This window comes from Proteiniphilum acetatigenes DSM 18083, from assembly GCF_000380985.1.
Lineage (GTDB): Bacteria > Bacteroidota > Bacteroidia > Bacteroidales > Dysgonomonadaceae > Proteiniphilum > Proteiniphilum acetatigenes.
The window spans coordinates 1-13033 of sequence record NZ_KB905706.1 but is presented as its reverse complement, the minus strand read 5'-3'; the positions used below and the strand labels follow the sequence as shown (position 1 = coordinate 13033).

Sequence of the window (13033 nt, the reverse complement as noted above, 5' to 3'; positions counted from 1 at the left end):
TTTTCGTGCTTTAAGCTTTAGAATGGAGCCGGGCTCACAATCTGATATTGATAAGATAAAGAGAGGGCAATTCTCCATCCATTGACCATTTTGAAGGTTTGTCTCCCATGATAAAATCAATAACCGCCCCATCTATAATATCTGAATGGCGAAACCAGCTTCTGTTATAAGGCTTTCCATTCAGGTTACAGGATTGTATGTAAATATTTTTATCATTCACCCCTTCTGCATTTATGATGATTTTCTTATTATCGGAGATGATGATTTCTGATTTTTGATTTTTGGGTGACGAGATTAAATACACGTCCGTTCCAGCAACCGGATAAAACCCAAGAGTATGGAAAACGTACCATGCGGACATACTGCCTGAATCATCATTTCCAGGTAATCCATCAATTCCGGTAGTGTAGTTTTCACGCAGAATTCTATGAATCATCCTTGAAGATTTCCATTGTTTGCCAATATAATTATACAATAATGGCGTTAGAAAACTGGGCTCGTTGCTTACATTATAATAACCGGAGGTATGAGGATTGGTGCTAACGGACTTCTTTGTAAAAAAGGTATCCAATCGTTGTTCAAACCTTTCTGTTCCACCACAATAATGAATTAATTCTGCAATATTATGAGGGACATAAAAAGAATATTCCCATGAATTGCCTTCATAAAGCCAATCATCCAGGCTGCCTACATGATGTAGATCCCAGTCCAATTGCCATGATCCATCACGATCTCTTGGTATAATGAACCCTTTCGCGCCCTCGTCCTCAACAAATGTATTCCATAAATTCTTCCAGTTATCTGATCTCCTGAGATATTTATCCGCAACCGACTTTTTCCCCAGCCCATCAGCAACCACTGCAATACAATAATCATTAAAAGCATACTCCATGGTCCGGCTACCAGCCCGCTTGTGTTCCGGCGCAAGGTATCCCAATGAATTATAATCAGGTATTCCTGCGCGACCATATTTATCTTCATTACCACCAGGAGGAACTTCTGCATTTTTTATCATTGCATTTAATCCCACACTATAATCAATCCCTTTTAATCCCTTTACAAAAGCATCGGCAATCAATACATCCGAATTGCTACCCCCTTGTGTTATCCCGGTAGAATTTCCACTTCTTGCATCGGGCATGTAACCTTCATTTTTATAGATATCAAGAAGTGCGTTGATCATACCAGCCTGACGTTCAGGATTTATCAGCAGGATGAGAGGGTGGGTTGCCCTGAAAGTATCCCAGATACAATAAAAATCATCATAATATGGTTTATCGGAATTCCATTTTGGGTTCTCTCCTGTACGGTCGGTCGGTTGTAAAAATGCATGGTATAATGCTGAATAGAAAATTTCCAAATAGTCCTTGTTGGCTTGTTGAATTTTGATTTTACCAAGTTCTTTATTCCATGCATTATAGGCATCATCCTTTATTTTAGAAAAATTCCAATGGTCTATTTCTTTGGAAATATTACTTTTTGCCTTTTCAACTCCGAGGAACGATATTCCGACTTTTACACTGATAACTTGTCCTTTTTCCGCATCGAAAGAAAAATATCCTCCAACAGGATCCCCTGTATCCGCCTCGCTGTTTGACTTCGGATTGATTTTACCTGATTTCCATGTGCCTGCTTTTTGTGCTGGAGTATCCAAAACGGCATAAAAGTAAACTGTATATGCGTCCCCATTTCCCCAACCTTTGCGTATCCGGGAGTAACCCTGAATTTCCGTGTCCGAGATAATCTGGATTCCGGAACCTACAAACTCCTGGGTCCAGTCATCGTCTACCCATGTCAGGTAACTCCCAAGGTCAAACAAGATATTTGATTGCCCTCCTTCATTAAATCGATATCTATGAAATCCTACACTATGAGTGACTGTGAATTCAGCATTGATATTATAATCTGTATAGTCGACTGAAAAAAAACCGGGTTCTGCCAATTCATTTATTCTTTCAGATCCATAGTTATATACATCAATTTCACCGCGGGTTGCCATTACCAGGATATTACCATATTTTGGATTTCCTCCTGCTCCAGAGGCATGCGTGTGGCTGAATCCGTGTATTTTCCCATTTCTGTCGTATCCTGAATTGGTATTTTTATTATTACAGTCCGGACCAAGTTTGACCATCCCAAATGGCATTGCTGCACCGGCAAATGTATGTCCTCCTGTCCACCAATCTTCGGCAGCACCCCAAAATGGATCGGCATGTTTGGCGTAATCATATTCATTATTTTGGGCGAAACTATTAGAGAACATCAAAATAACAAATATAATATCAAGAACTATAACTTTATTTCTCATCTTTATATTATTTTATCCATTGTTTATGATACAGGTAATTATGCAGTCAAAAATTAAGAAGATACTATTTCATTTTTTGTGATCATATGTATAGCAGATATGGCATTCTGATTATTTTTAATGTCATTCCAATTATAAATACACATGTACCTCACCCTATTGTCGATCAGTGTATTCTGTAGCGCATTCTCCCAATCTGCTTCTGAACGCTCTCCCACATACAACCATTCGACGGCTCCCCAATAAGGCGCATCGCTTGACTCGAGCGCCTTCATAGCCATAACGTCATTTTTTGGGTTTGCAGCATGATCATAAAAGCTCCATCCCGGACAAGAGTATTGATTTACAGCTGCCGAATATAATGTCTCGCCCTGGCTCCATCCCCCACAATGGGTGAATATCTTCTCCCTTGGAATCTCATTATCTACAAGGAATTTGCTCAAATCTTCGAGGTGTATCCGGACCACTTTTGTGATGTCTTCTTCCTGTAATTGACCTGAAACGGCCAATCCGAGCGTACTAACAGCGGCATAACCAATAGTTTTTACACCGCGGTCTGGCAGGAAGTCCATGTTTATTCCATAATCCGGATCATTTGGTTCCGGTTTGTCAAGCAATGCATTTCCATTCGGATAGTACCATGTATTCACTCCTATGGAACTTTCCCATCCCACTTTGACTCCCACAAACAGGTATTTCTTTTCTTCGGGAAGATTTTTCCACCAGTTTACAATAATGGGCACTAATCTTCCCATTCCCGCATGACAGGATTCACGGTACACCGTACTCATCAGGTTGGGAGCAGGACGAACACGGAGTTGGCGGCCCCAATTGCGCCAGCCGATCTTCATTGCTGAATCCGGGCTCCAGTTGAACCATTCTACATTTTTTTTGTTTTCCTGGTTATAACCCGGTATATTTTCATCCCACCAATTCCATAAATCAGAGCGGTACTCCCACCACTGTTCTCCATCCAATTGAATAATCACAGGCAATTCAAATTGCTCGGAAAGTGAAAGATAGTTTATTAATTTCGACTCGGCTTCGGCAGGTTTATAATGCAGGTAAGAAACTATAAAGCCAATGCCAACAGCAATATCATTTTTTTTGTCTGTCTCAAACGTTTTTTTAATTTCCTGAAATGATTCCTGTGTGCCACTCACACCATTTATAAGAATGAATTTTTTTGGTGATTCATCTTTATTGCCACATCCCGTGATATACAAGCACGCTAATGTAATGATAATAATAGTAAGTCGTGTCATTTTATTGATGAAGTAGAACAAATCCGTATCCACCCCGGGAAAGTCAGGGTATGCTGACTTTCCGGAATGGACTTGGATTCAAGAAGAGAAAGAATTTAATATTCTACAATAGTATGCTCAATATACATAAGTATAAGCACCCACCTCCGGGATAGCAATATTGGGCGTATTTCCCCAAGGAGTCAATGCAATCATCCTGAAGAACCTGATATCTTCTTCGCCATAGAAATCGAAAGTCTGGGTAATGTCTGCAATATTTTCCACATTATACGTTCCCATCGGATTCCAACTGATTCCGTCCTTACTCACCTCTATCATTATTGTTTTAGGTGTCTCATTCCTTCTTTGGGTAATCATGGACATACCCGAGACATTTTCCTTGATTTCTCCCATATCAATCGTAAGTGTATGAGGATAATTCATTTGAGGTGAGACCTGATTTACCCAGAGCGTTGCAAGATTATTATCGATGGTGAATTCGGGTGGCCGATACGATGCCCCCGCGCGTGAATCGAAACTTGAAGCGGTTGCAGTCCAGTTTGTCTTCTCAAATTGGAGAGGAGCTCCTTTCGCTGCTATGGTCCGCATATTTGTATAGAATGTATCTATCGATGTTGGCGGAACATACACTGTTCTATAGTTTAAAACCGGATCTGATTCAAAATCAAAGTCATAAATAAATGTAGTATCTACATCATTTTGCACTATCAATTTGGTTTGTGCACCAGAAAGATCCTTATAGTAGAGTTCACTCCAGATAGCTGTCTTATCATTCATACTTCCCCACAGCACCATGAGAATATCATCTTTATGATTGGCGCTATGTAGCATCCGGGGTAGTAGTGTTCGCTCGTAGACATCGCCAAAAACAGTTCCGATACCGTCCCGCGGAACTGACCTGTTCCCTTTCAGGTCGTAGGTGAATATCTCAAAAGAATAGGTTCCTTCCTCCAGATTATCAACGACCACATAGGAACTGTCTTTGTCACCACTCGACTGAATGGAAACTTCCAAAGAATCGGATCTATTGTTCCAGAATATCTTTGCCGAATTGACATTGGGGTCTCCAAAAATATTCCAGGAGAGAGCGACCCGGTTTCTTCCCGTAAATATTTTCAGGGAATCTACCGGTGCCGGATACACTTTTTCGCCGTTCTCCCAGAAATGGCGGTATGTCTCATCCATATCTCCACAGGATGAAAAGCCGACCATCAGGACGATGCAAAGTATATAATAAACTTTATTGATTGAGTTGTTCATATTCATTATATTTTAGATAGAATATAGATATTTTGCTGTAAATCAATCTAAATGAAGATTTAATCTTATTCTTCGAGGGCTTTTCCCCAGAATGTCATTTCGCCGATATACATATAGGTAACGTTACCCCAGAGTTCGACAATCCTGACGCGAAGATATCGGTAACCCTCTTCCTCCAGGACAGGAAAATCGAAATCTTCACCGTCATGAACGGCATATTGTACATCCTCGGTTGTCCAACCCGACTCCTGACCGGATGGTTTGATCGATTCAAAAGTTCCGAGCAATGTCCAGCTATCCCAGCTTCCATCCGGGTTGGGTGCATTGCTGCCATATATTTCAAACACACGAGGGTCTCCTGCCGCATATTGTCCATCAGCCGCTGTTGCGTTAGAGGATGCTAATCTATGATAGAATTTAAAGCGGCTTAACGACGATTTTACGCCAAGATCAAATGTAAACCATTGTGGAATACCTGTATTGGGTCGGGTATGGAATGCCATGGTTGTCGTCCCCCATATATCATCCCAAAGCTTACCCATATGATAATCAGCATTTGGATGGGGATCGTAGGTGTCGGTGGGCAGATGCAACGGCCTGAATCTGGATTTATCGAGTTGTTCTTCGAACCAGGGAGTGAGGTCTGCATACACCGTATCGGAGTAATTGTTCCATCGATCCAATACATAAAGGCCAAATCTTCTTGGCTCTACTTCAAAACCCCTAACCGCGAAAGCGCCATCTTTCCTTTTGGTATAGTAAGTATCATAAGTGTAAAAGTCACCCACTGAATCGGTCGTGATTACGCTTAACTTTATTTCTGCTTCACTTTCGTTTACGAAATTCACTCTAACTCCCCCAAAAGTAGGTTCCATTGTAATGGATTCAAAGATCGAGATAACAGGGGGGGTGAGCGGAGTGATGGTTACATCCGCTGGCAATGATCGTACGCCATCCCGGGAAACCGAATAGATTTTGATGTTGTAGTCATTGGTATCCGGAAAACCTTCAATCTCTAAATAGTTGCTGTAATAAGAGGCTTTCTTCTGGATTATGTTACCTTTGAGCGTATACTCTGCCATTATATAGAGCAGATTGTCGTTTTTAGGCAGCGTATAGGATATCTTTGCTCCCCCGGGAGTGGGAACTACCTGTATATCCGTCACAGGAGGTGGGGCGGGGCTGTTTTCATCGGTAGGTATCCCGCGCCAGACTTCATTTGTACACCTTGGCATACAGATGATGATAAAGATAAGTAAAATATATTTTTTCATAAATTTACCGTTTAAAATATTATCATAATTTACCATCCCGGATTCTGTACTAAGGCGGGATTGGCTAAAAGTGTATTCTCATTGAGCGGCCACAGGTAATCTTTTAACCTGAATGTTTGATTAAAGATCAATCTTTCCCTGTAATAACCTTCGGCGGATGATTGGTCGAGATCCCATCCAGTAATGGGCTTGTTCAGTTCTGTGGTGGCGAGCTTCCATCTGCGCAGATCCCAGAACCGTTTACCTTCAAATATCAATTCGATCGTACGCTCCCGCTGGATAATTTCCCGTAACCCTGTCTGGCTTTTATATTTATCGGGGTTTATTGAATAAGTACTCCATGCTGCCTCCACGTCCTGTAAGCCTGCTCTTCTCCGTATCTTGTTCAGGTAAAAATAAACCTCTTCGCTTGGTCCATCTGCCTCATTCAACGCTTCGGCATATAACAGATAGAGTTCGTTCAGTTTGAGAACGGGCCAGGGGTAATTCTCCCGGGTAAAGGTGTTTCCGGATCCGATTACACTCTGGAAGTGGGTATACTTTTTCGGGAAGAATCCGGTTGTTGAATAGGAGTTCATATTTATGGCGGCGGCGGGTTGGCCTGCTTTCGATGAAACAAACAATATATCCGAATTCTCATCGTTGTAGCGTCCCTGCCCATACCATATACCGCCGTCGAATCCGAGGCTCGCGTAATACCTGTTCTCACGGTCGAAGTGAAGCTGTACCGTAGTATAGCCCTGCTTCAGATTAAATCTATGGTCATACCCCGGTATTTTAAGCCTGAATCGATTGTTGTAATCCCAGGTAATATCCTCATCGATAGGGACACCGTTGTCGGAATAGAATAATTCGGCAATTTTCAATGGAGGCGCGATATTCCCTTGTGCTCCGGTGTTGGCGGTGAGGGCGGGATCCAGTCCACGCGGGGTGGCATTAGCCTGTATTCCTGCTGACATACTGTTCGTATTGGCCCAGATCACTTCCGGGTTCCATTTTTCATTGAATGCATTGCGTATGCTCATTTGGATTAGTGTGGTATCAGATAAATTATACTGTACAAATTCCGGGTTATATTCATATAGCCTGTGTCCCAAAGATTCGCAGAACTCGATTGCCTCTTTACAGGCATCTGCTGCTTTTTGCCATTTCTCAACATCGAATGTGGTATTGAACAGGGAAGTTCCATCTTTATTGGTGAACCCGGTATAATCGGAATTACCGTTGAAAAGAGGGCTTGCAGCCGTAACCAACACTTTGGCCTTCAGCGAGAGTGCAATAGCTTTGGTAATCCGTCCCAATTCCGATACCTCGAAATCAATTTTATCGGGTAGAGCGGCCTCCGCCTCTTCCAGTAATTGCACCACGTAATCGAAGCACTCGTCTACCGGTGAACGGGGTATTCTTACCTGCTCCGCAGGAGCACCGACCGGTAAATTCTCTTTTATCAGCACGATGGGGCCATACATTCTTATCAGATAATAATGGTAATAGGCTTTCAGAAATTTTACCTCTCCAATCCATCTTTCTCTTTCGTATTCGATAATATCGGGTACTAAATGGACATTTTCCAGAAAAACATTACATTCGCGAAGCCCCTGGTATAGGTCTTTAGAGCCAAGAGATCCTTGCCAACTGTTTACATAAGGATTTACAATCCGTTGATTACCACGGGCTATTTGCCATGCATTGTTCGTATTCGACGCTACCAACCATAGCTCGTCCCCGGCGAGTAGTGCAGGATTCTCATTTAAGGAGGCGTGGGAGGGCATATAGGAATAGCAGGTAAAGAGAAACCTCTCTGCCGTACTTCTCATCCTGAATGCGTAATCTATGGTCGCTATATTGTCCGGCGTTACATTCAGAAAATCGTTACATGCCGGCGAAAGGGCCAACATAAAGATTATCGAAAGCCTGAGTATATTTTTTATTTTCATTGCTTTAAAAATTTAATTGAATTCCAAGGTTGAATACTTTTTGTATGGGATACCCGAGTCCGTTACCTCCCATCTCCACATCCCAGAGCTTGAAATCGCTCCAGCTCAACAGATTGTTTCCGCTGACATAGATCCTGAACATTTCCATATATGCCTTTTTCGTTATCCGGGTTGGGAGTGTATAGCCAACTTCCACTTGTTTCAACCGGAGGAAGCTGCCATCCCGCATAAACCACGTACTGGTCTGGGAGTTATTGCCATGTCCGGCGCTTGATACGGAAAGACGGGGCCATAAAGCATAGATATTTTGGTTGTCTTCCGACCAGTAGTCGTCTGCATATGCTTTCAATAACTGATTCTGTGTCAACTTCTGCGGCCACCCTGGTCGATCTCGCAATTCATCTGCATTATAGTAGTACTGCCTGAAAGGTGCGGTGGCATGGGGATTTATCCAGAACGACTCCCGGGCTAACCCCTGGAAAAACGCGTTAAAGTCAAAACCCTTATATCCCGCTGAAAAACCGAAACCATATACAATTTCAGGTACAGTGGGATATCCGATGGGAACCATGTCTAACTCGGTAATTTGCCCGTCATTATTCATGTCCCGGTATTTGATATCTCCTCCCCCGTACTCTCCAAAGTTTTGTCGTGGTGATTTGGCAGCCTCTTCATCATCAACAAATAAGCGTTCTGCCAGATATCCCCATTGTTGATTGATAGAATAACCAACATGCGATCTCCAGGGGGCAATATCGTTGTAATAATATTCCTCATATACCTTGAACTTACTTTTTGCAAACGTGAAATTAAACCTGCCCTGCAACCAGAAATCCTTGTTGAATACCTTGTTGTAATCCACCGAAGCATCAAATCCTTTTCCTTCCGCTTTCCCTACATTGGCTTGTGGCGTTGCCGACAATCCCATTTCCGCGGGGGTAGATGCACGGGATTGCAAAATATTACTCCGGGACTCTTTATAGAAATCCAATTCTATCCGGAATTGATCCAAAAGGCCAATCTCCAGCCCCAAGTTCGATTTTGTAGAGATCTCCCAGGTAATTTCAGGATCGGAGTAACGTAAAATCGATATCCCCGGGCGACTGTAACTATTATCCCTTCCAAAGATAGCCCCTCTGTTGGGATCATTCATTTGCACATTCGAGAGGTAAAAGAAGCGGTCTGTGGGCGATCCGATCGCATCATTACCCGATAAGCCGTGTGTTCCTTTGACCCTGAAGCTGTTTACTACGTTTAAGAGTGGTTCCCAGAACTTCTCGTTAGAGACCGTCCAGGCTAATCCTACCGAAGGGAAGAAACCCCATCTGTGTTTCGCGTGAAAGCGCTCGGAAGCATTATAACCGAAATTCAATTCCATATTATACCGGCTGTCATACGAATAGGCAGCTCTTCCAGCCAAACCCACATTCCGGAAAGGAAGAGAAGACTCCAGGTTGGTGGCGTTGCCGGTGACCCTGTTTTGTGCTAAAAATACAAATAACCCGTTTACTGCGTGCTTATCATTAAAAGTCTGGTCATAGCTAAGTGCCGATTCCGAGTAAAAGTCGGCCATCACTTCTTTACTTCCCGGGGCATAAGAGAGCTGTTCTTGACCTGCGTATGTTCCGTCTTCATTCAGTAATGATAATTTGAATGTATCTGTCAACTTGTTATAACTGCTTGCCTGGTACCAAAAAGGGAGGTAGGCTCTTTCTGTTTCAAAATAGGTGTTCCGGCTTGTATTGGCCATGACACGGAATCTGAGTCCCTCCAAAAATCTATCCAGATTCTCACTTAACTCGAATTGGGCCATCATCACCGAACGGGAGTAGGCTTTATAACCTCTTACCATATCTGCATAGGGGTTAAGATAGTAATTTCCCGTACCATCATCAAAGTTACCGAACAGGATATGTTGCACATAGGCATGATCAGCGTCGGGCTCGAAATAGGGCGGGAACAAGACAGGATTGGTACGCATCACATTCCTGTAGACCTGTGTACCTCCGCTTATTGGCCCTGTATATTCGTCGAATGTAGCGTTTACCCTTACATCTAACCGAGTGGTTGTAGACAGATTCACATTTACGTTACTGCGGACAGCATAAGTCTTCAGGTCTATATTGTTGTTAAAGTTGTTCTTTTTATCGACTTTCAGTAACCCGTTATTTTGAGTAAATCCGCCTGCTACGAAATAGCGTGCCACTTTACCTCCTCCGCTTACATTGAGATTGACGCTATGATTTATCGTGTGATCCCTGATCAACTCTTTACGCCAGTCGGTAACAGGATACATAGCTCTGTTTAATCCGGCAGCGGTGTTATCGATCTTTTGTTTGGAATAAGGCAATATCCCCAACGGATCCCGTGTAAGGACCGCCTCATTATGCATTGTCATGTAGGTAATGGGATCCGCCAGTTCCACGTCCTTTGTGGGAGTGGAAAGATAATTCTCTACCCGAATAGATATTTTAGCAGGCCCTTCTTTACCCTCTTTGGTTCTGATCAGGATTACCCCGTTTGCTGCACGGCTCCCGTAGAGAGAGGTAGCGGTGGCATCTTTCAGGATGGAAAAACTGGCAATATCATCCGTCCGTAGACGGGCCAGTTCTGTGGATGAACTTTCAACCCGTCGATAAGGATAAGGGGATCCTTCTTATAACCGAAAGTGGTTACCCCACGGATAAAAAAGTCAGCATTATCGAGGCCGGGCTCCCCGCTCCTCTGGTAAGAAATTACCCCTGCAACCCGTCCTGCCAGGGCAGTGGTTAAGTTACTCGAAGGAACCTTGAGTTCACCCGGATTAATGGTGGTAACCGATCCTACGACATTCTCCTTTTTCTGTTGTGCAAATGCCACAACTGTGACCTCGTCCAGCATATCTGCCTGCTCTTCTAATACAACATTCAGCACCGTTTGGTTATTAACAGGAACAATTTTTGTTTCTAACCCTACAAAAGAATATTGAAGTTTATCGGTCGGCAGAACTGCAATCGAATAATTGCCGTCTATATCGGTAATCACACCTCTCGTGGAACCCACGACAGTGATTGTTACACCCGGTAGAGGTTCATTTTGCGAATCAACGACCGTTCCTCTTACGGTAATGTTCTGGGCTAACATTACAAAGGATGCTATCCATATAAATATAAATAGAAATCCCCCTTTTAAATTTAATGAATTTTTCATTTTCATTTTTGTGTTTTTAATAAAACATAGTAAAAAGTATGATTCTAAAGATATTCAATGGTAAATGGTAAGTCTAGGATTGTATTACCGATTTCATCTGCTCCATAGGGAGATATTCTAACCATTTGTCCACAACCGGGTTGTGGATATCCTTCATTTTGGGATGAGAAGCCTGAGTTCAACCCTATTTTCAAAAAAGAAATAATTTTAGATTCTAGGTTAAGTCGTGTTCTGAAAGTATTAAATCGGTCTCCTACGATAATTCCCTCTTTGTTGGTGACGGTTCGGTTGGTTGTTCCGCTTTCAATTACGTTTACCCCGACCAGGGATTCGCCCCCAGTGTCAATGACAGGAACGTTTACGTGCTTTGTAACTCTCTGTTGTTCAATTGTTTGAATTTCGGGGGGGGGGGGGGGGGGGTCATACCATATGTAAAAAGCTTACAGGGAAAGAGAAAAGCAGAACCATGATAAAACCGGCGAGCCTCAGTTTTATGGTCCCATCTCCCACCTTAAATTTTCCTGGATTGAGAAAAAGTTCTTTTTTTTCTTTCATAATGATCTAATTAAAAAGTGAATAATAAATGGATTAATTATTGTGAGTGTCGGAAAGATTAATAAGGGGCGTTGTGTACGTACACAGAATGTGAGACAAAATTATCATAGAATCATTCCTTACATCTGCAATACCTTTACATTTTATCTGTTTCATCAGCTATCTGTTTGATTTTTCTATGCGTTATTTTACTGACACAGACCTTTAGCCTTACCGCTAAAGCAAGAGGGATACTTCCTTTTAAGGGACGCTACTGATCTGCGATATCTTATATGAGTCTTTTCCATATTATTATATAGTTGCTAAACCGATTAACTAAATATAAAGAAAAATAATTAATATTTTATATTGCAAATAAAATGTATATTTTTACACAAGTCAAATATTTTTTATTTTTTTACATATTATATATTTATTTTATGACAAGAGATATGGAAAGCTATAAGATTCAGGTTGGTATCCCGGCTTTCCAATAGATGGAATAAAAATATCGTCACATGGCAAAACCGTTGAATCCTCCGTCTATGGTGATGGTTGTCCCGGTCACAAAGGATGAGGCATCGCTCACTAAATAGTGGATTGCCCCGCACAGTTCCTCGGGTTTTCCCATCCGTTTGAAGGGCGTCTGGCGTATGACATCCTCTCCCCGTTGGGTGTAACTACCATCGGGGTTTGTGAGCAAATCCCGGTTCTGTTCGGTGATAAAGAAACCCGGTGCTATGGCATTTACCCGTATCCCCTCGCCAAATTTGGCAGCCACCTCATTGGCCAGGAACTGCGTGAAGTTGGTGACCCCCGCTTTTGCCGCGGCATATCCGGCTACGCGTGTCATCGGACGGAAGGCGGCCATCGACGAGAAATTAATGATATTCCCCTTTTTTTGTTCCACCATGGGTTTGAGAAAAACCCTGGAAGGCAGCACGGTGCCGGTTAGGTTCAACCGGACCACCTTGTCGAATTCATCCAGATCCAGATCGAAAAAGGTTTGTGCGGGACTGATGTTGGCTCCCGGCATATTCCCACCGGCTGCATTGAGCAATGCGTCGATACGCCCGTACCGTCCCAATATCTCTTCCCTGTTCCGTACCAGCACAGCTTCGTCCAGCACATCAGTTCTCAGGAACAGCGCTTCCTTGCCTTCCGATTTGATTTTGTCTACACTCCCCCTGCCTGCCTCTTCCCGGCGCCCCAGGATAACTATTCTGGCGCCCTGGCCTGCCAGGTAGGATGCAATTACACTTCCCA

8 protein-coding genes are annotated in these 13033 nt (G+C 42.9%); all 8 read right to left on the bottom strand.

The window, feature by feature from the left end; translation table 11 throughout:
* Positions 1–34: 34 nt before the first annotated feature.
* A complete protein-coding gene (locus F597_RS21090) occupies positions 35–2308 on the bottom strand; it encodes a GH92 family glycosyl hydrolase (RefSeq protein WP_019540913.1) in 2274 nt (757 codons plus the stop codon).
* A 53-nt stretch (positions 2309–2361) separates the two neighbouring features.
* Positions 2362–3573 (bottom strand): hypothetical protein, encoded by a 1212-nt coding sequence (locus F597_RS0116770; protein ID WP_019540912.1) that lies wholly within the window; start codon positions 3571–3573, stop codon positions 2362–2364.
* A 117-nt stretch (positions 3574–3690) separates the two neighbouring features.
* On the bottom strand, positions 3691–4833 hold the full coding sequence (locus tag F597_RS0116765; protein ID WP_169337996.1) for a DUF4998 domain-containing protein: 1143 nt from the start codon (positions 4831–4833) through the stop codon (positions 3691–3693).
* 65 nt (positions 4834–4898) lie between these two features.
* Positions 4899–6107, bottom strand: coding sequence for a DUF5000 domain-containing lipoprotein (locus F597_RS0116760; protein ID WP_169337995.1), 1209 nt, complete (start codon positions 6105–6107; stop codon positions 4899–4901).
* A gap of 29 nt (positions 6108–6136) precedes the next feature.
* Positions 6137–8044: a RagB/SusD family nutrient uptake outer membrane protein gene (locus F597_RS0116755; protein ID WP_052319833.1), complete on the bottom strand. Its 1908-nt coding sequence runs from the start codon at positions 8042–8044 to the stop codon at positions 6137–6139.
* A gap of 4 nt (positions 8045–8048) precedes the next feature.
* On the bottom strand, positions 8049–10610 hold the full coding sequence (locus F597_RS21085; protein WP_342662305.1) for a SusC/RagA family TonB-linked outer membrane protein: 2562 nt from the start codon (positions 10608–10610) through the stop codon (positions 8049–8051).
* Entirely contained in the window at positions 10607–11233 is a 627-nt protein-coding gene (locus F597_RS23050) for a carboxypeptidase-like regulatory domain-containing protein (protein WP_342662304.1), read from the bottom strand. The genes F597_RS21085 and F597_RS23050 overlap by 4 nt, the downstream gene beginning before the upstream one ends.
* Before the next feature lie 1048 nt (positions 11234–12281).
* Positions 12282–13033 (bottom strand): SDR family oxidoreductase (locus F597_RS0116735; protein ID WP_019538922.1); only part of this gene is annotated, 752 nt, incomplete at its 5' end.